The following is an 18,138-nucleotide window of genomic DNA, read 5'->3' as shown; positions in this document are numbered from 1 at the left end:
TAGGAGACAACGATTGGGAGTGTCAACCAAGGCGGGAACTGGGCGTCATGCCGCCCGCCGTTTTATGCTACACTGTGTGAGATAGATGAATCTGAATCAGAGGTGACTTACTTTGGCTTTCGACGGCGTCGTAACCCGTGCTCTCGTACACGAATTACATAGATTGATTGGCGGCCGCATCTCCAAGATCCACCAGCCGCACCACAGCGATGTGATCATGCAGGTTCGAACGCAGGGCGAGACCGTCCGGCTTCTGCTCTCTGCCAACCCTACCTATCCGCGTATTCACCTCACCACCGAGGAGTTTACCAACCCGCTGGAGGCGCCGATGTTTTGCATGCTGCTGCGCAAGCATTGCGAAGGCGGGCAGATTGAGGCGATCCGCCAGATCGGGATGGAGCGCATCATTCACATCGATGTACGCACCAAAGACGAACTCGGCGATGCAGCACAGCGTCGCATCATCATGGAAGTAATGGGCAAACACAGCAACATCGTTCTCGTCGATCCGGCCAGCGGGGTCATACTGGACAGCGCCATGCACGTCACAGCAGCAGTCAGCCAGTACCGCCAAGTGGTGCCGGGACGTTTGTACGTCTCCCCTCCCGATCAGGGAAAAGCCGACCTGCTCGCTGTCTCCGAGCGGGAATTCATTTCCTCGCTCGATTGGAACGGAGGACGGCTGGACAAGCAGATCGTCGATCGCTACACCGGTGTCAGCCCGCTTTTGGCAAAGGAAATCCTGCACCGTGCGCGCTTGTCCACCCGGGAAGCGGTCTGGGAAGCCTTTTTAGCCGTCCGCGACGCGATTGCCTCGCATCGCTACCAGCCGTCGGTCGTAAAGACAAAGGATAAGGAATACTTCCATGTTGTGGAGCTGACGCATTTGCAAGGCGGCACGTCCGTAAGCTATGACACTGTACAGCAATGCCTGCAAGCGTTTTTCGAGGGCAAAGCGCTGCGCGACACGGTGAAGCAGCGCGCCCATGACCTGATCCGCTTCGTAACGGGCGAGCGCAACAAAAACGAGAAGAAGATCGACAAGCTGCTGCAAACGCTCGAGGATGCCAAGGACGCCGAGCAGTTTCGCCTCTACGGAGAGCTGATAACCGCCAACATGCACCAACTCAAGCGCGGCGATACCGAACTGGTTGCCGTGAACTGGTACGATGAAGCTGGCGGTACGGTGACGATCCCGCTCGATCCGCTAAAAACGCCATCCGAAAATTTGCAGTCGTACTACAAGCGCTACAACAAGGCGAAAAACAGCATCCAGGTCGTACAGGAGCAAATCGAGCAGGCACAAGCGGAAATCTTGTACCTGGACGGCGTACTGGTGCAACTTGAGCACGCGTCCCTGCAAGAAGCCGAAGAAATTCGCGAAGAGCTGGTCGAACAAGGCTATATGCGCGATCGCAAAAAACGCGGTCCGCGCAAGAAAAAAGACGTGCGCCCCGAGCTGGACCGATATGTCTCGTCAGATGGCACGGAAATTTTGGTCGGCAAAAACAACAAGCAAAACGACTACCTGACCAACAAACTCGCCTCTGCGCACGAAATCTGGCTTCATACAAAGGACATTCCCGGTTCCCACGTCGTGATCCGCGCACGTTCGTGTTCCGATCAGACGCTTCTGGAAGCGGCCAATCTCGCCGCTTTTTTCAGCCGCGCCCAGCAAGGCAGCCAGGTACCGGTCGACTACACGCTCGTCAAGCACGTCAAAAAACCGAGTGGAGCCAAGCCTGGATTTTGCATATACGAGCAACAGCGCACGCTTTATGTCACGCCGGATGAAGCGCTGATCCGCCAGCTCAAAATGAACGCCACGGCACGCGCATAGCAACGCCTTCCATGCTCATACTAAGAGCGTACAAGGAGGTGTTCGCTGATGAGTATTATCATCAAACTTATCGCCAACGGGATTATCGCCATCCCAGGTCTGTGGTGGTCGGGAACGTCTCTTGCCTTCGCCGTCGTGACGAGCGTCATCGTCTCTTTGTTCGCATACGCCGTAGGCGACGCTCTCATTTTGCCGAACACCAACAACACATTTGCTACCACTGCTGATTTTTTGCTCGTCTTCGCTCTGTTTTGGGGAGCTTGTGTATTGTTTCGCCAACCGTTTCACCTTCCTGGCATTCTCTTGACTTCTTTTCTGGTCGCCGTGGTCGAATTCGTATACCACGCTTACCTGGAGCGAAGAGGCGTCCATCATAGCAAACACCCGGGATAATCTTGGACTCACTGGAAAGGAGAAAAGACAACATGAATGTCATCGGCATTGTGCAAACAGACTTGAATGAATTTAGCGTTCTGTTTGACCAGGGAGGGGACGGACAACAGCAACAGGGGAAGCAGAAAAAAGACCAGCAGGACAGCCAGGGCAGCTCGAACAGCAGCAGCAGCGACTCCATGTTCCTCAACTTCCTGGACGAGGAAATGGCATCGGAAAACAACAGCGACGGCAATGGCAGCAGCAGCAACAGCCAACAAGGCGGCCAGCAGCAAAATCAAAGCGGGCCGCAGGAGATGACAGTGCGGATCAAAGGGATCCCTGAAGGGCAAAAAGCCAACTTCCTGCAAATGTATCAAATCCTTCAGGACGCCCAGGATGTGCAATCCTTGCACAATTCGTTGACTATCGTCCAGTCCGGAGACGGCCAGAATGGACAGGGGCAGGGCGGACAAAGCGGACAAAATGGACAAAACCAGATCAGCCAGCAGGACAGGGCTGCGAGGAAAAAGAATTCGTGACACACACGCAAAAAAACACCATCGAGGCGACGCTCTCGATGGTGTTTTGCTTGGCAGGACTACACGGGGATCAGCTTTTGTCCGGAAATGACATACTGAAGGTCTGCGACATGCCGCCTGAACATCTCATCATGGGAGACAAAGATCACGGTTCCTTCATAGGCGGACATAAACTGTTCCAACGCCTCAATCGCACGAAGATCCAGGAAATTCGTCGGTTCGTCCAAAAGCAAAATGTTGTACGCCCCCAAAAACAGTTGGCACAGACGCAGCCGTATCGCCTCGCCGCCGCTAAGCGACTTTACGCTTTTTTGGATATCAGTGCCGACAAAGCACATCGCGTGCAGGACACTGCGCAAAAAGCCGTCATCGTATTCGCTGCGGTTTTTCAAAAATTGCAGGACGCTCTCATCCTCGGTAAACAAATAGCTCATTTGCTCAAAGTAGCCGATCCTGGCTTTGGGCGACACAATCAGTCCCTCTGTGTTCGTCGCAATGTGGCGCAGCAATGTACTTTTTCCCGTTCCATTGGCTCCTGTAATCGCGATCTTTTTGCCGAGTGGAAATTGGAAGCTGACATCGTCTAGCAACAGCTTTCCTCCTGCCTGCAGCGTCAAACCCTCTGCCATCACCGGAAACTTGTTGTGCAGCTTGACGGCTTCTGTCTGCCGGAAGATGATCTGCCTTTCTTCCCGTACGGCTTCCACCGCCTGCAGTTTGTCCATCCGCTGTTCAATCGCTTTCGCTGCACGGTGCACCGCTTTTTGGCTCGTGCCCTTCGATTTCGTCTCAAACATGCGGTTTGCTTTTGCCTTCGTTTCTTTTTTGGAGCGACTTCCTGCCTGTGCGATTTTTTCCGCCTTTTTCATTTTTTCTTCGGCGGCACGCTCCAAGCGGCTTTTTTCTTTGACGTATTGCTCGTGAGCCTGGATGTGCTGAAGACGCTCGACCTGTTTTTGCTTCACATAATCGCTGTAATTGCCTGCATACACCCGCACGCGTCCGTCGCGCACTTCCCAAATCGTGGTCACCAGCTCATCGAGGACTGCTCGGTCGTGGCTGACGAGCAACAAGGCACCGTAGTAATACCGCAGTTGCTCCACGAAAAAGGCGATGCCATCCTGGTCCAGATGTGTCGTCGGCTCGTCGAGCAGCAGCACTTCGCAGTAATCCGAAAACAATCCGGCCAGCTTCAGCCTCGTCTGCTCTCCCCCGCTGAGCTGCTGCGTGTCTGACGGTACAGACAGCTTTCCGAGCAGCGCAGGGTCGGCCTCGACGTGTGCAGGCGGTGCCAGTTGTTCGAAATAATGGTACGTTGCGTGTACGTTTACGCTCCCGCCTGTCGGCTTTATGTGGCCGGCAAGCAGCTTGAGCAACGTGCTTTTTCCCGCTCCGTTCTCACCGACGATGCCAATCCGGTCGAATTGGTGCACAGCCAGCCGCTCGATGCTCAGCACGGTTTTATCCAAATAGGTGACGGTACTATTTTCGAGTTCGAAACAGATTTTTTCCATCTTCACTACCTCCGAAATTCTTGATTTCGTACCGGTAGCAAAGTACCGATACGAGCTTATGCGAAAAGCCCGCATCGGTATCAATGAAAGAGCAAGAACTGCATGCTTGTTCCCCCTAGATCGTATTATCGCGCAATGTACAGCATTTTTTGCACATAAAAAATACACAGGCGTCTGCTCTGTGTACACAAAATTGGCATGGGTATCCCGTAGAGCGATCACGTCATTCGTCTACAACCACACCGATTCGCACACATGGCAAACAAGCCCTCAGACCGAGTGCTTTTTTGATGCCTGTGTTCAGGAATCAGTATCGCTGCAGAAATGCCAGCGTCTATCGCTCCTTTGCATAGTCAGCACCAGTATAAAGGCTTTGATGAAAAAAATCCAGACCCCGATCCGCTGGAAATCTCTTCGTCGTGAAGCGAATATGTAAAAAACCACCCGGACGTTCATCCAAGTGGTTGCGTTTGCATTCCCCGCTCTGCCGTTGACCTCATGTTTCTATAACCTGCGCTCACACAGGTGGGTGACACTTTTTGCACTTCTGCCTTCCCATGCATCTCCCGTGGAGAGGTGGGCCTGACATCCATCACGAAAATTAGTCTCCCGAATCATACGTATAAGGTTAGAAACATTTACGGCTTACGAACATCGCAGGATCTTTTGTTAGTTATACTTTACCACAGAGCGTATGGCGGCTCAACGGATATTCTTTCCAATTTTTTGTCAACCCTGTGCCTTGTTCAGCCTGGCACTGACCAGCGATGCGAATTCAGGCTGCACAATCAAGGCTGGCTGCTGCTCCTTCTCCCACTGCAACGCATGGCTCAGGTCGTGCTCCAGACTGTTCTGCAACCCGTGCTTGGTGATCGCGTACGCCTTGGGCGGGATTTTCCGCAATCTGCTGATCAACTGCTCGACCTCCTCTTCGATCCGGGAGGCTTCGACGGCCTTGTAAATCAGCCCGATTTGCTCTGCTTCTTTTCCCGTCAGCTTGTCGCCCAGCAAGGCAAGCCGCTTCGCCTGGACCATTCCGACCAGCCTCGGGAGCAAGTAGGTACCGCCAAAATCAGTCGTCAGGCCGATCTGGACAAACGGCTCCTGCAACAGAGCATCTTCGGCAGCGACGACAAAGTCGGCGTGCAGCGCCAGATTCAGCCCCGCTCCCACCGCTGCTCCTTCGATCAATGCCACGACCGGCTTCGGCATCCGATGCAGCGCCTCCAAAAAGCGATTGATGGTGTTCAATGCTTGCTCGGCCTGCGTCTCGTCGCGCAGCGAGCTGAGCACGCTCAGGTCTGCGCCGGAGCAGAAATTCCCCCCGCTTCCGCGAAGCAGCACCACTTCTGCCTCCTGCTCGCGCGCTCCCTGTTCGATCGCTTCCTCCAGCAGTTCAAACATCTCCACGGTCATCGCGTTCAGCACGCGGGGGCGGTTCAGCGTGATCGTCCAGACGCCCCCTTCGCACTGTGTCCACACTGGCGGGTTCAAACTTTGATCGCCCATCGCCGTCATACCCCTTTCGCTCCTGTCATCCGCTCGGGTATTACCCCTCGTTCCTGCAAACTGCGCACATCTTGTTCGGTCAGCTTCAATCGTCTCATCAACACATCCTGCGTCCGGTCTGCCTGCCAGGGTGGCCACCTGCGTTTGGTCGGCGGCGCAGGTCCCGGTATGTACGCGATCTGCGGCAAAGTGTCGGCGATCTCGCGACTGATCGCATAGCGGTTTTTCGCCCATTGTTCCGCTTCCTCCACGGCCGTCAGGCAGCAGTCCGCCTCAGTCCCCAGCTCGTTCCACTCCGCCTGCGTCCGCGTCAAAAACAGCGCCTTCATGTCTTCGTACACCTCGGGAAACAAATCCGCTGTGGCAGCGTGCAGAGTCTCCCAGTCTGCCCGGCCCACCGCCCGACAAAAGTTGTGCCAATACTTCTCTTCGCGCGCAGCCAGCATGACGTACAGCCCGTCTGACGTCTCGTATGCCTGGCAGGCGAGCAAATCCTTCGCCGGGTACTGGCTGTTCCCGGCTTGGCTGAGCAGCTCGTGCAGACCGATCCAGGACGTGAGCAAGTCAGCGGAAGCTGTGTCCAGATACGCTCCTCGGCCGGTGCGATACCGCTGTACCAGTGCCGCGCAAATCTGTTCGCTGGCATACAGTCCTGCCGCAAACTCGGCGATCGGAAGCTCTGCTACGACCGGTCTTCCTTCTGCATCGCGCACGAGCGACAAAAAGCCGCTGATCGCCTGAACATTCAGGTCCTCTCCCCCGGCCTGGTACAGCTCGCCGCTTTGTCCGTAGCTGGTCAAGGAGCAATAGACCACTGCCGGATGCGATTCCCACAGACGATCGTAGTCCAAACCCAAATGGCGCAACACTCCGGGACGATAACTCTCCACCACCACGTCCGCTTGTCTCGCCAGAGCAAACGCGAGCGCCCTTCCCTCGCCTGTACGCAAATTCAGCGCAATTTTTTTGTGATTGCGCTGCGAACCCAGGTAACATGCTCCCGTCTCCCTGGCCTGTGAGCCGGCAGCTTGTGGCACACTGCTCAGTTCCTCTGGTGAAAACGCTTCTATCGTGATGATCTCCGCGCCCATATCAGCCAATCTCATGGAGCAGATGAAGCCGGAAAGACGACGGGAAAAATCGACAACCGTAACGCCTGTCAACATCCGTAGCCACCCCTTTACGCCTGATCGCCATCTTTGATCATTCGTTGGCCGTGTGCAGTCTTCCTGTTTGTGGAGTGAATATTTTGTATATTGAAAATCTATTTGATAAAGCGAAAGCTCAGCCGGTAGCGGAACATCTTGTTGTCATTGGCCCGCATCGCAGCGATGATCAGCGATATGAGCCAGAACAAAAAGATGGCTGTCAACAGTACGACGCCGACGTACACCAAGAGCAACAGCGTGGCAAAAGCCGAGTACAGCGTGATGCTGATATTGAAATTGAGCGCTTCTTTTGCATGCTCGGCCACGTACGGGCTGCTCTCCCGCTTGATCAGCCAAATTACCAAAGGCCCGATGACATTTCCCAATGGAATCAGCAAGCTGCACAGCGCGGACAAATGGCTGACGATAGCCCAGATGCGTTCTTCTTTTACGATTTCGGAATGTGCATTCACCCTGCTCCCCACTCCTCATTCGGATTTATTACCAGTATACCGAATTCATTCCGAAAAGTGGAAACCAAAAAAAAAGCGTACTAGCAACAAAAAGGCACCCTGTGCAAGGGGCCTTTTTGTTTGATTGACTAGTATTTTCCTCTGTACCCACCGTGGCTTTCGTATCCGTAACCGGAAGACTCGTGTCCACGATGATAGCCATCGTGAGATCCGTGGTGATGGCCATGGCGGTAACCGTCGTGATGACTGTAGCTCTTGCACTCCGTTTTGTAATAAGGCTTGTAGTAGCAATGTTTTTTGTAATATTTCTTCTTACAGCATTTTTTGCAGTAGTATTTGCATCTGGATTTTCCGCATCCGCAACTCACAACCTCACCCCCTCTTGTTCGGTACACCAACAGGGTATGAAGGTTAGTGGTCATCCGCACTGGTTACATGACTATGCCTGCATAAAATCAGCCCCTGTCACGCAGGGCGAATAGCCAGTATCCTTGGAGTTGCACGCTACTGCGTTACAATTTTGCGCAATTCGGTGATCCCGTGGTGGTCGGGGATTTCCTGGTACTCCTTCACTTTAGGCAAGGTGAGCAGGTGGGGTCTGGTCATGTACCCCGGCTTCGATATATAGACTACGTCGCAACTGGCGATCAATTCAAACACATCGGGATGGTTGGCTTCGATCATGCGCAGGTCGAGATGGTTGATCCCGGCGTTGTGCAAGTCGGACATCATCCCCTCCGCACCGCGAATGGTCGCACAGATCAGGCCGACCTTGGTATGGCGCGGATAGGCTTCCAAAGCGGGAATGACAATCGTCGGGTCGGGTATAAAGTCGAGGCTGACGATTGGCGGTGCATCTTTGGGCAACTGCTGCCGGATATTCACCGATGGTGTGGTCACTATCGCCTTGTACTCGTACAGGAAGCGATTGTCGCCCTCAAGACAGTCGAAGAAATCCGAAAAAGTCCTGCCCTCCACCATGGCGCTGGGCAAATGGTACTGGACCAGGCGCAAATACTCGGACAGCTCCAGCTCCGTGAAGCGCAAAAACAGCACAGGGAACTGGTTGATCTCCTGCATCATCGCAGAGAGCAGCCGCGAGAATTCATCGATGGAGTAACCCATCGCCTTTACCTTGTGCAGCGTCTCCTTGGCGAGCAAGGCGAGATGTGCCGGATTGCGCATCATTTGCGGATCGTTGACAATATTGCTGACGATCGTCCCTCTTCCTTGTCGCGAATCTACCATTCCCTCCTGTTGCAATCGCAGATACACGCTGCGCACCGTGTTGTAGTTAATCTTCAGGAGGGCAGCCAGTTCTCTCACTGTGGGAAGCTGTTGGTGCGGCGGCAATTCTCCGCTTCGTATCAAAGATGAAATCTGTTGATACAGCTGTTCGTGATAAGAAACATGGGAATCCTTTTGCAATGTGAGACGTAACACTGGCGCACCTCTCTTCCATTTCTTGTTTTTTACTCTATATGAATACTCTGAAAACCGTCAATAGACGGACACGTTGGAAATCAAATCCAAAAAAAGAAAAGCCGGGCAGGCATCACCTGCTCGACTGCTTGGCACTCCCATTTATTCGTCGTCGGAATTGTCCTCGGCTTCGTCTCCCTCGTCGTCCTCATCCGTGACGTAGATGATCGTGACGCCCAGGCTTTGCAAAAGCTGCAGCACTTCCCGATTCAGCTCCGGGTCCATCAACAGCCCCAGGCTCTCGACCAGCTCCAGCTCCTCCAGATTGCCCGCTTCTGCATCCTCGATCAACTCGATTACTTCTGTCATCTGGTTCTTTTCCAGAATTTCCATCAATTCTTGTTTCGTCATCTTTTCCAGGCACCTCGTCTTCTGCGATATTTGCTCTATAATAGTATACAGGGAATTGGCCGAAAACCAAGCAGTGAGGTGATAGCCCGTGTATCCAAAACCCTACCTGGACTACCTCGTTTTCTTTCATGCCAAACGCGATTATTTCGAATGCCATGAAATACTCGAAGAACATTGGAAGAGCGACCCGCCAGGCGAGCGCAAGCCGGTCTGGGTTGCCTTGATCCAGATCGCCGTGTCTTTGTACCACCACCGCCGAAGCAACTGGCAGGGGGCGGCAAAAATGATGGCAAACGCAGTTCGCTTAGTCGAGCAGCAGCAAGTTGCCTTGGCAAAGCTGGGTCTGGACGGTCCGCGCCTGGCGCAACTGCTGCACGAACGGCTGGAAGCGATCGAGGCAGGTGCGCCGTACCACAGCCTCAACTTGCCCGTAGCCGATCCCGCCTTGCAACGCGCCTATGAACAGGCATGTGCGGAACAAAACCTTCCACTTCAGCAGGAAAGCGACCTGGACGATCACTTTTTGCTAAACAAGCACACCTTGCGCGATCGCCGCGACGTTTTCGATGAGCGCTTGCGCCAACTGGAATTGCGCCAAAAGCAGCGCGGCGGAAAGACACAATCCTGAAATGCGAAAAAAGCCGACAGTGCCCGCCAAGGGATGCTTCCGGCTTTTCTTCGTACGCGTCGCTACCGGTAAATCCACCAGACAACCGATGCGGCGATGCCGACGTCGACAAGCATGTGGCTGAACCAGGTCGGGTAGACTGAAGGAAACATGCTTTTCATCCAGGCCCAGAGCACTCCTGCCCCGAACACGAGGGCAGTGAGAAACACGCCCCAGAGCGGATTGAACAAGACAGAGACGATGATGAAGTGATAGAGCGAGAAAAACAAGCTGGACAGCATAATAGCCGCCGGTCTGCTCATCACCTGCTGCAAGCGCTGGAGGACAAAGCCTCTCCACATCAGCTCTTCCAGCAGAGAGTTTACTATGATGAGGTACAGCGCAAACAGCCCAAGCCACCCGCCATGCAAGCCCCAGTTTTGCAGGATAGCGCGGATCTCCTCCGCCCTGCCCTCCGTACGCAGCAGAAGCCAAATGCCAGACATTACGCCGACCATTTGGATCAACCCGAGAATAAGCCCAAAACGCGCGCCCCGCGTGTCATACACTCCCCAAGCTGCCCTCCAGTGGGCCGCGAGCTTTCCCTCCCGCCAGCCGTGCAGCAGCGGTATGCCCAGGCATACGAGCAAATGAAAGGCGACAAAGGTCACAAACAGGCTCTGCCGCTCCACCAATCCGTAAAAAATCGCCAGCGTAGCGACCATTCCATAGACGAGCAGAAGCAATAGCGAGCGATTTCGCGACATCAAAACGATGCTTCCTTTCCGAAAAATGCGTACTGGGTATGAAGCATAGGCTTCCCTGTCAGACTGTCCCGCATACTTTCGATTGGCTGAATATACAAATCCTGCAAATGGTGGTATACTGTTTTGGTCTTCTAAAGCAATCAGAAAAGTTTTATCGAAGCCTCCTCAAAACATGAGCGACTTCTTGCGCTCCAGCATGGACGTGCGCCTGTGCGCCTCCATTGCTGGAGCGTTCCAAATATTTTGATTAGGGGTGGCCTGAATGTTGTGGAAAAACCGTACGTTTCTCTTGCTGATGACAGGAGAAGTAATCGCAGGTGCTGGCATGTGGATTTTCATTATCGCCAATCTGCACTTTATGCAAGGCCTGATCCCCTCCGACACGCTGAAAGCACTCGTGCTGATGTGCGGTCTGGCAGCCAGTATCCTGCTCTCGCCCAAAGCGGGGGTAGTAATCGACACCTACGACAAACGAAAGGTTATGATCTACTCCAGTTGGGTTCGCTTCCTCAGCCCGATCCTCATGTTCCCGGCACTCGCCTACGACTCGCTGTTGTGGATGATCGTCGCCCTCGTGGTCATGCAGAGCTCTGCCGCCTTTTACTTCCCGACCATCCAGTCTTCGCTTCCGGCGATCCTGAGCAAAGATGAACTGCTGAAAGCGAACAGCGCGTATCTGAATATTTCCACACTGTCGCGCATTTGTGGGACGGCGGTAGGCGGTATCCTCGTCGTTTCCGTGGAGCTGTTCCAGTTGTACCTGTTTTCCATGGTCGCCTACGCAGCACTGGCGATCATCACCTTCTTTGTCCACATTCCGAACGCACCCGCCCGAAACAGCAAGGAAAAGGTGGAATTTCGCGAGGTGCTGACGATCTCGCGCAAAGACCCCGCTGTAATGGTCGGCCTGGTGAATACGGGCTTGATTACGTTGTTTTTGGGCGGCGTCAATCTGATGATTCTCAACTTCAGCGAAATTCAGGGCGAACCGCAATTGATGGGCTGGATTTTCGCCGCCGAAGGGATCAGCATTTTGATTGGCGGGATTTTGGCCAAACGCTGGGTAGGCAGCCGCAATCTGGTGGCAGCCTCGACGCTGATGCTGTTTTTCTTTTCCGTTTCGCAATACGGAATGTCGTTTGTCGAAAGCCGGACAATGGTGCTGACGTCTTTTGCCTTTTTTGGCTTTATCGTCGCTTTCTTCTTTCCGGTCACAACGACCATTTTTCAAAAACGGCTTGCGCCCAACCAGCAAGGACGCTTTTTCTCGTTCAAAAGCATGCTCGACCGCTGCTTTTTCCTGATCGCCTTGGGAATTACCGGGGTCTGTCTGGATCTGCTGGGGCTGGCCGGGTACCTGCTCTGTGTCGGAACGGCTACACTGCTGGCTGGGATTCTCACCCTGTTCTACAGCAGGCGGCACAAGCTCGACGTGCGTGCCGACGACGACAGTCCCGCCGCCGCCTGATCTGTCCCGCCAGAGGAGGACCGGCTTCCTTCCCTTTTGCAGATGGTGTACACTAGTAGGGTGATTATGGCAAACAGCTCGGGAGGTTTACATGCATGGATTTGAACCTGTTGCTCTCATGGCTTAACTCCTCTTCCGTAGTTGGCCTTGTTATACCGCTGATCATGGCTGTCGGCGTCATTTTTCTCAGGATGCGCCGGGCCCGAAAACCGGTTTCCGTCAAAAGCATCATTTTGCCGCCGTTTTTTATGGCTACCGGCTTCGCCATGTTCCTCTTTCCAGGGGCGGCGACGTCTCCAATGTACGAAGCGATCGCGCTGCTTCTCGGGGTTTTGTTCTCCATCCCGCTGATTATCAGCTCCCGCTTCGAAGTCATCGGACAGGATATTTACCTCAAGCCTTCGCCACTCCTGTTTATCATCCTGGGCGGACTGCTGGTCGTACGCATCATCATCAAGCTCTTGATTAACGACTCGTTCACGACGATCCAGACAGCCGGGCTGTTTTTCGTCCTCGCCTTTGGCATGCTGGTCTCCTGGCGGGTAGCGATGCTGTACAACTATCGCCAGTTGGTAAAAAAGGTACTGCGGGCATAAAGCCAAAAATGGAATCACCACAAGAATCGTCTCACAGGACAGACAAACTCCCGCGTGCAGCTACAGCGGCGCATCGGGAGTTTTCTCGTTGTATCCATTTGAATCCGCAGCAAGTCCTCTCATCGAGTATCGGCACATAGCTGGCTGATTGCCTGTTGTCACTCTGTACGATAAAGGCCGCCGCACACCTGCCATTCGCGGGCGGTTTCCCCTCCTTTGACCCAGGCGATAAAAGGTCTCTCGCCGCGTGTCCGCAACGCCTGGAAAGCAAGCCCTTCGCCTTTTGGCTGGCAAAAGCAAACATCTGCGCCCGGCAGCGAAAAACGGGTGCACCAGGCGTCCGTACAAACGTCGTAAAAAACGGGACTGCTCTCACCGGCAAACCAGTTTTTCCACCGCTGTGCGGCTTGTTCCAGGTCGTGAACCGCGTATCCGATCCCGGCCAGTACGCGCGTTTCGTTCGGATGCGACGCGATGACTCCTCGCAGCGACAAGTCTGCTCTTCGTTCCTCGTCCGGCTGTGCCCACTCGATCAAAAACGGGGGCCGAAAACCGCTTTTGCCTGTCTCCACAAACAGCATGCGCCAGCGAATTTCCGTGCCGTCCTCGCGCATCCTGCTTCCCTGCAGCGGTCCTGTTATGGACAAGTCTTTTGTCATAAGCCGCCTAGCCCACTCGTCCATTTGCGTGGTGCGCAAGGCGATCTGCCCGAAGCCTTCACCGAGCGAACTATCGTCTACCAGTTGGCGGACGAGGGGATTGTCCGACTTGCTGGCGATCTCCGCCTGCTCGACCGCGAAAAACTCGACGTAGGACAGGTCAAAATAGCTGAGGGCGTTCCATGTGCCCCACGGGAGATGCCGCCCTCCCGGAACAGTGTGAAAACCACACACTGCAAATGCCGCAGCAGCTTCGGCAGGTTCGCGCCGCAAAAAATGAACGACATGGTCAAAGGCAAGATCCATGAGCGATGGCCTCCTCCAAAATGGGTTCTCGTTTCCTGTTTTCTTCTCGTATTTTCATTTGTTATAATATAAGAATGTTCCAATGTTTTCCAACGATTGTAAAGGGGTACGCTATGAATCAGACAAGAATGCAACGACTTCAAAGCCAGCGTAAGAAAAAGCGCAATACATGGAAATTGGTAGCATTTCGAACCTTGCTCTTCTCTATTCTCGCTGTTACCGCATCGGGTGTCTACCTGCTCATCAACGAGTTCACCCGCGACTTCTCCAGCAGCCCCCAGCAGCCGTCCGGCCAGCCGAACGAAGAGGTGCCTCCGCAACCGGAGCCGCGCATCAATCTGACCTTCCTGGGAGATGTCATGGTGTCCGGCAACGTGGAGAAAACCTTGCTGGAAAAAGGCTTTGACTACCCCTATTCCTACGTACGCCAGATGCTGCACGCAGACGACTATACGATCGCCAACCTGGAAACGCCAGTGACGAGTCGGGGAACGCCCCATGCCGACAAAGCATTCGTCTACAAGTCTCCGCCAGAAGCCCTGCCCGCCATGAAAGAAGCAGGCATTGACGCTGTAAATCTCGCCAATAACCACAGTATGGACCAAGGTGTGGAGGGATTGCTCGATACATTTTCCGCACTCGAAGCCAACCAGATCCAGTACGTCGGTGCTGGCCGCGACATGGACCAAGCGTACGCGCCTGTATATGTAGAAAAAAACGGCATCAGGCTGGCAGTGCTCGGCTTTAGCCGGGTCATTCCCGAGGTAAGCTGGTACGCCGGAAAAAACAAGCCGGGAGTTGCCGCTACGTACGACCCTGCGCGTGCTGTTCAGGCGATTCGGGAGGCCGACGCCAACGCCGATGTCGTCGTTGTCATTGCACATTGGGGCGAGGAGCGAAAGGACTTTCCCGTCGAGCACCAGAAAACGCTGGCAAAAGCCTACCTCGAAGCCGGAGCCGACCTGATCGTCGGCGGCCATCCTCACGTCGTGCAAGGACTGGAAAACATCGACGGCAAGTGGGTCGTATACAGCCTCGGCAACTTCGTCTTCACCCGTTCGACCGAGCCCAAAACGTGGGAAAGCATGGTCGTTACGGCAAGCTGCACCAAAGCTGGCGACTGCGACTTGCGCGTGCTCCCGTTCTACACCGAACTTGCCCGCCCCGTGCCAATGCAAGAAGCCGAGGGAGCGGCGCTGCTGAAGCGAATCGAGTCCATTTCGGCCAATGCCACGATCCTGCCAGACGGAACCGTTCAGAAATCCTCTGCCCTGCGCACTAATGAGGAAAACAATCCCTTACCACCCGATACCGATTGATTTGCTTGCGGGTCAGGCAGCCGTCATCACTCGTGCTGCCTGACCCGCAACGCTCTCCCAGCGTCCCTTATCCCCTCGCGTTCCCTCGTTTCTGCCGTGATTCGCCAATTCCCTGTTTTCTTCAAGAAAACCTTTTTTATGCACTTTCACGAAAAAATAAACAGGATTTTCCTTCGACAATCAGGAATAATGGAATTAGGGCAGAATCGTCTGCCTTCCTGTCCACGAATAACAGAAAAATCTGTATATGCGCTTCTTACGCTGTCATGGGACACTTGAAGTCTCTCATACACATCTGTGAAGGCTGATTTCTGTTTTTCGGTACAGGGGGTGAACGGATCGACTCGCCCGACCATTCTATGTAGAAAGAAGGAGGTAACATTCATGAGACTGCGTCCTCGTGAACCAATTGACAACGCAACTTGGGTATCCCTTTACATCGCAAATGCAGACTGGCATTTGCAAAAATGGCTGTTTCGAATGCGAAGATAGACTTAACCGAAATGGAGGAGGACTCTATGAGAGTCGCAATAGTAGGCGTTGGAGGAGTAGGACAAGTCAGTGCGTGTGAACTTGTCAAAACAAACTATTTAACGAAACTGGTTTTAGCCGATATTTCAACAGGACCGGCAGAGGAACTGGCTGCCGAATTGCGTCGGGAAACCGACGTCGAGATTCAGGTAAAACGGGTAGATGCCCGGGATGTATCCAGTCTGCAGGCGATTTGTGAAGATATCGATGTGCTGCTTCATATCGGCCTGCCGGAAAACAACTTCGAAGTGATGAAGGCATGCCTCAACACCAAGACCCATTACATTGACACTGCCTCTTCGGGACCGCAGTGGCTCCGCAAGCAGCTCGCCTGGAATGACAAGTTCCGCAGTGCCGGAATCTTGGGAATCATGGGCCTTGGCTGCGACCCGGGCTTTTCCAATATTGCCGCCCGGTATGCGGTGGATCAACTGGATGAAGTCGATGCGATCTTGATCCGCGACGGGGACAACTCGATTGTGGATTACGACGGCTTCTGCTCCTACTTCAGTCCGCAGACGGCCATACAGGAATGTCTGGCCAAGCCAAACTTCTGGACCGCGGACAAAGGGGAACAGTACCTGCCCACGCCTTTTGCCAACAAGGAAGAATTCGAATTCCCGGAGCCAATCGGCTGGCTCGATTGCTACAACGTCGAGCACGAGGAAGCGACGACGCTTGGCGAAACGATCGGCAGGGCAAAAGGATGCAAGTACGTCGATTTCAAATACGCGCTTCATCCCGACTTTGTCAATACCTTGAAGGTGCTCAGCTACCTGGGACTGGACAGTGACGAAGAGATTGAGGTCAAAGGGGTGAAAGTCGCCCCCCGTGATGTCGTCGTCACCACGATGCCGAAGCCTGCCGACCTGGCTGGCAAAATCCACGGCTATTCCTGCGTCGGAGCACTGGTCAAAGGGAAAAAGGATAACAAACGAAAAGAAGTTTACGTCTATACGATTGCCAACCATGACGAGGTTTTTTACAAGACCGAGTTCCAGGCCACGATCTGGCAGACGGGCATACCGCCTGTCGTCGCAGTCGACATGATGGCTGAGGGACTGCTGCAGCAAACGGGTTGCATACCGCCGGAGCTGATCGACCCTGTACCCTTCTTGGAACGACTGAAAAAGCGTGGCATGATGTGGGATGTGATTGAAAAAACCTCCCCTCTCCTGCAAAGCACGTCAGGCGTAAGTTGAAATATACGAAAAAAACCGCTCGTGTCCACCATGGTGTGGCACGAGCGGTTTTTTGATGTGGCGATACCGCTGTAGTTACGGAAATTGCGCAGGTCTGGGGGACAAGCGTGGAGAAACTTGTCGCGGCACGACGTGATAAATACTACTGGATGTCATATTGATCGGCCAATTGCTTCATCGCTTCCTTGCTTTCTTTTATTTTTTCTGAAGCCTCAGCCAGTTTGGCACGAGCGGCGTTGTACTGCTCATTGTTTTTTTCCTTCAAAGACTCGGCGATCAAATGAAATGCCTCTTGATTCATACGAACAGCCTCAACGTATTGGGCATGAACCTGCTGCACCTCTGGCGTCTTCGGTTGAATCTTCTCCAGTTCTTCCACGAAGCTCGCATATTTCCCGACAACCTGTTCATCGAGTGCCTGATACAGAGAATCCGGGTCCAGATTACTTGCGGAAATTTGCGCAAACTGTTCAATAATCAGTTTTTCCTGTGCAGCCACTTTGAGCAGGTCAGTCTCAAGATACTGCGCAGCATCTTCTTTTACGGGATCACCGCTACAACCCGCCAGTAAAAAAACAGCAGACAGGCAAGCGATAGCATGCATTTTCAGCTTCTTCATCTGACTCTCTCCTTCCACGTACATGAGCATAGTACCATACCTTGTCCGATTTGCGGGTGAAAAGATGGCAACAAAAAAGTGGATGCAGCCAGATTGCCACTTCCACTTTTGTTTTCGTTCACGATATGAAGTTGATCTTTACGCAAAAAACGTACGTGGAGATTTGCGCCACTCGGACAACAGTTGTTCCTGCTCCGCCGTAATCACGCCCTGTTCGCGTGCTGCCTCCAACAGTGCCGTGTACTGGGAGATCGTCGTGCATGGAATCCCCGCGTCGGCAAAAAGCTGCTCGGCGTCCGGGAACTGATAGCTGAAGATGGCGACCACGCCCAGCACCTCGCCGCCTTCCATCTGTACAGCCTGCGCTGCCTTCAGCGAGCTGCCGCCTGTCGAAATCAAGTCCTCGATCACGACCACTTTTTGTCCTGCTGCCAGCGCGCCTTCAATCTGGTTTTGCCGTCCGTGCCCTTTTGCCTTGTCGCGCACGTAGATCATCGGCAAATCGAGCAGTTCAGCCACCCATGCCGCATGCGGAATACCTGCGGTCGCGGTGCCGGCCACGACTTGTGCCTGCGGATAGCGTTCGCGGATGAGTTGGGCAAAAGCGCTGGCGATCTGCCGGCGAACGGCCGGGTACGACATCGTAATCCGATTGTCGCAGTAGATCGGCGACTTGATGCCGGAAGTCCAGGTAAAAGGCTGGTCGGGCCGCAGGTGGACAGCTCCGATCGATAACAGGCTGCCTGCGATTTCTTTTGCTGTCGTCATACAATCAAGTCCTCTCTTACGTATGATGTGCCATCATGGCATACCAGTGGGCAGATGTGCAGGGG

The 18,138-nt window shown here is 53.9% G+C and carries 18 protein-coding genes and 1 other RNA gene; 8 read left to right on the top strand and 11 right to left on the bottom strand.

Annotation, left to right across the window (positions count from 1 at the left end):
- The first annotated feature begins 112 nt into the window (after positions 1-112).
- From ACAF76_RS07290 to ACAF76_RS07280, 3 genes are read left to right on the top strand one after another with little or no spacing between them, the layout of a single operon-like run.
- A complete protein-coding gene (locus tag ACAF76_RS07290) occupies positions 113-1,840 on the top strand; it encodes an NFACT family protein (RefSeq protein WP_400163269.1) in 1,728 nt (575 codons plus the stop codon).
- Between the two features lie 48 nt (positions 1,841-1,888).
- Entirely contained in the window at positions 1,889-2,233 is a 345-nt protein-coding gene (locus tag ACAF76_RS07285; protein ID WP_400163268.1) for a DUF2512 family protein, read from the top strand.
- 32 nt (positions 2,234-2,265) lie between these two features.
- Positions 2,266-2,754 (top strand): hypothetical protein, encoded by a 489-nt coding sequence (locus tag ACAF76_RS07280; RefSeq protein ID WP_400163267.1) that lies wholly within the window; start codon positions 2,266-2,268, stop codon positions 2,752-2,754.
- A gap of 59 nt (positions 2,755-2,813) precedes the next feature.
- On the opposite strand, the gene ACAF76_RS07275 is transcribed toward ACAF76_RS07280, so the two are convergent.
- From ACAF76_RS07275 to ACAF76_RS07245, 7 genes are all read right to left on the bottom strand, one after another.
- Positions 2,814-4,268, bottom strand: a complete 1,455-nt coding sequence (locus ACAF76_RS07275) for an Msr family ABC-F type ribosomal protection protein (RefSeq protein ID WP_400163266.1) — start codon at positions 4,266-4,268, stop codon at positions 2,814-2,816.
- Positions 4,269-4,740: 472 nt separating this feature from the next.
- Positions 4,741-4,934: non-coding RNA, 6S RNA (gene ssrS / locus ACAF76_RS07270), on the bottom strand.
- Positions 4,935-4,997: 63 nt separating this feature from the next.
- Positions 4,998-5,777 (bottom strand): enoyl-CoA hydratase/isomerase family protein, encoded by a 780-nt coding sequence (locus ACAF76_RS07265; protein ID WP_400163265.1) that lies wholly within the window; start codon positions 5,775-5,777, stop codon positions 4,998-5,000.
- Positions 5,778-5,782: 5 nt separating this feature from the next.
- Complete coding sequence (locus tag ACAF76_RS07260) at positions 5,783-6,943, bottom strand: CaiB/BaiF CoA transferase family protein (protein WP_400163264.1); 1,161 nt, start codon at positions 6,941-6,943, stop codon at positions 5,783-5,785.
- Positions 6,944-7,041: 98 nt separating this feature from the next.
- Positions 7,042-7,398: a DUF4870 domain-containing protein gene (locus tag ACAF76_RS07255; protein ID WP_400163263.1), complete on the bottom strand. Its 357-nt coding sequence runs from the start codon at positions 7,396-7,398 to the stop codon at positions 7,042-7,044.
- A gap of 504 nt (positions 7,399-7,902) precedes the next feature.
- Positions 7,903-8,841 carry a GntR family transcriptional regulator gene (locus ACAF76_RS07250; RefSeq protein WP_400163262.1) on the bottom strand — a complete coding sequence of 313 codons (939 nt, stop codon included), beginning with the start codon at positions 8,839-8,841 and terminating at the stop codon, positions 7,903-7,905.
- Between the two features lie 141 nt (positions 8,842-8,982).
- The gene (locus ACAF76_RS07245) at positions 8,983-9,231 is read right to left on the bottom strand and encodes a hypothetical protein (protein ID WP_400163261.1); all 249 of its coding nucleotides are present in this window, start codon (positions 9,229-9,231) and stop codon (positions 8,983-8,985) included.
- A gap of 88 nt (positions 9,232-9,319) precedes the next feature.
- Here ACAF76_RS07245 and ACAF76_RS07240 point away from each other — a divergent pair, with 88 nt between their 5' ends.
- A complete protein-coding gene (locus ACAF76_RS07240) occupies positions 9,320-9,859 on the top strand; it encodes a DUF309 domain-containing protein (protein ID WP_400163260.1) in 540 nt (179 codons plus the stop codon).
- Between the two features lie 62 nt (positions 9,860-9,921).
- On the opposite strand, the gene ACAF76_RS07235 is transcribed toward ACAF76_RS07240, so the two are convergent.
- Entirely contained in the window at positions 9,922-10,605 is a 684-nt protein-coding gene (locus ACAF76_RS07235; protein ID WP_400163259.1) for a CPBP family intramembrane glutamic endopeptidase, read from the bottom strand.
- A gap of 262 nt (positions 10,606-10,867) precedes the next feature.
- On the opposite strand from ACAF76_RS07235, the gene ACAF76_RS07230 reads away from it, so the two are divergent.
- Both ACAF76_RS07230 and ACAF76_RS07225 read left to right on the top strand, forming a co-directional pair.
- The gene (locus tag ACAF76_RS07230; RefSeq protein ID WP_400163258.1) at positions 10,868-12,073 is read left to right on the top strand and encodes an MFS transporter; all 1,206 of its coding nucleotides are present in this window, start codon (positions 10,868-10,870) and stop codon (positions 12,071-12,073) included.
- Between the two features lie 95 nt (positions 12,074-12,168).
- Positions 12,169-12,669 (top strand): CcdC family protein, encoded by a 501-nt coding sequence (locus ACAF76_RS07225; protein WP_400163257.1) that lies wholly within the window; start codon positions 12,169-12,171, stop codon positions 12,667-12,669.
- A gap of 158 nt (positions 12,670-12,827) precedes the next feature.
- Here ACAF76_RS07225 and ACAF76_RS07220 read toward each other — a convergent pair whose 3' ends face one another.
- Positions 12,828-13,634: a VOC family protein gene (locus tag ACAF76_RS07220; protein WP_400163256.1), complete on the bottom strand. Its 807-nt coding sequence runs from the start codon at positions 13,632-13,634 to the stop codon at positions 12,828-12,830.
- A 113-nt stretch (positions 13,635-13,747) separates the two neighbouring features.
- Between ACAF76_RS07220 and ACAF76_RS07215 the strand changes: the two genes are divergently transcribed.
- Together ACAF76_RS07215 and ACAF76_RS07210 are read left to right on the top strand one after the other, a co-directional pair.
- On the top strand, positions 13,748-14,953 hold the full coding sequence (locus tag ACAF76_RS07215) for a CapA family protein (RefSeq protein WP_400163255.1): 1,206 nt from the start codon (positions 13,748-13,750) through the stop codon (positions 14,951-14,953).
- Positions 14,954-15,471: 518 nt separating this feature from the next.
- Positions 15,472-16,686, top strand: coding sequence for a saccharopine dehydrogenase family protein (locus tag ACAF76_RS07210; RefSeq protein ID WP_400163254.1), 1,215 nt, complete (start codon positions 15,472-15,474; stop codon positions 16,684-16,686).
- A gap of 142 nt (positions 16,687-16,828) precedes the next feature.
- Here ACAF76_RS07210 and ACAF76_RS07205 read toward each other — a convergent pair whose 3' ends face one another.
- Together ACAF76_RS07205 and pyrE are read right to left on the bottom strand one after the other, a co-directional pair.
- A complete protein-coding gene (locus ACAF76_RS07205; RefSeq protein WP_400163253.1) occupies positions 16,829-17,305 on the bottom strand; it encodes a hypothetical protein in 477 nt (158 codons plus the stop codon).
- A gap of 138 nt (positions 17,306-17,443) precedes the next feature.
- Positions 17,444-18,073: an orotate phosphoribosyltransferase gene (pyrE, locus tag ACAF76_RS07200; RefSeq protein WP_400163252.1), complete on the bottom strand. Its 630-nt coding sequence runs from the start codon at positions 18,071-18,073 to the stop codon at positions 17,444-17,446.
- Between the last annotated feature and the right edge of the window lie 65 nt (positions 18,074-18,138).

Source organism: Brevibacillus sp. TJ4, assembly GCF_044627595.2.
GTDB lineage: Bacteria > Bacillota > Bacilli > Brevibacillales > Brevibacillaceae > Brevibacillus.
The sequence above is the reverse complement of the archived record's forward strand: the minus strand, read 5'-3'. Positions and strand labels throughout refer to the sequence as shown.

Excerpts from the sequence above, each read along its gene's own strand:
- ACAF76_RS07275 (WP_400163266.1), bottom strand. The coding sequence starts at position 4,268 with ATGGAAAAAATCTGTTTCGAACTCGAAAATAGTACCGTCACCTATTTG.
- ACAF76_RS07230 (WP_400163258.1), top strand. The coding sequence starts at position 10,868 with ATGTTGTGGAAAAACCGTACGTTTCTCTTGCTGATGACAGGAGAAGTA.
- ACAF76_RS07260 (WP_400163264.1), bottom strand. The coding sequence starts at position 6,943 with ATGTTGACAGGCGTTACGGTTGTCGATTTTTCCCGTCGTCTTTCCGGC.
- ACAF76_RS07205 (WP_400163253.1), bottom strand. The coding sequence starts at position 17,305 with ATGAAGAAGCTGAAAATGCATGCTATCGCTTGCCTGTCTGCTGTTTTT.
- ACAF76_RS07210 (WP_400163254.1), top strand. The coding sequence starts at position 15,472 with ATGAGAGTCGCAATAGTAGGCGTTGGAGGAGTAGGACAAGTCAGTGCG.
- ACAF76_RS07285 (WP_400163268.1), top strand. The coding sequence starts at position 1,889 with ATGAGTATTATCATCAAACTTATCGCCAACGGGATTATCGCCATCCCA.
- ACAF76_RS07215 (WP_400163255.1), top strand. The coding sequence starts at position 13,748 with ATGAATCAGACAAGAATGCAACGACTTCAAAGCCAGCGTAAGAAAAAG.
- ACAF76_RS07280 (WP_400163267.1), top strand. The coding sequence starts at position 2,266 with ATGAATGTCATCGGCATTGTGCAAACAGACTTGAATGAATTTAGCGTT.
- ACAF76_RS07220 (WP_400163256.1), bottom strand. The coding sequence starts at position 13,634 with ATGGATCTTGCCTTTGACCATGTCGTTCATTTTTTGCGGCGCGAACCT.
- pyrE (WP_400163252.1), bottom strand. The coding sequence starts at position 18,073 with ATGACGACAGCAAAAGAAATCGCAGGCAGCCTGTTATCGATCGGAGCT.
- ACAF76_RS07265 (WP_400163265.1), bottom strand. The coding sequence starts at position 5,777 with ATGGGCGATCAAAGTTTGAACCCGCCAGTGTGGACACAGTGCGAAGGG.
- ACAF76_RS07235 (WP_400163259.1), bottom strand. The coding sequence starts at position 10,605 with ATGTCGCGAAATCGCTCGCTATTGCTTCTGCTCGTCTATGGAATGGTC.
- ACAF76_RS07225 (WP_400163257.1), top strand. The coding sequence starts at position 12,169 with ATGGATTTGAACCTGTTGCTCTCATGGCTTAACTCCTCTTCCGTAGTT.
- ACAF76_RS07245 (WP_400163261.1), bottom strand. The coding sequence starts at position 9,231 with ATGACGAAACAAGAATTGATGGAAATTCTGGAAAAGAACCAGATGACA.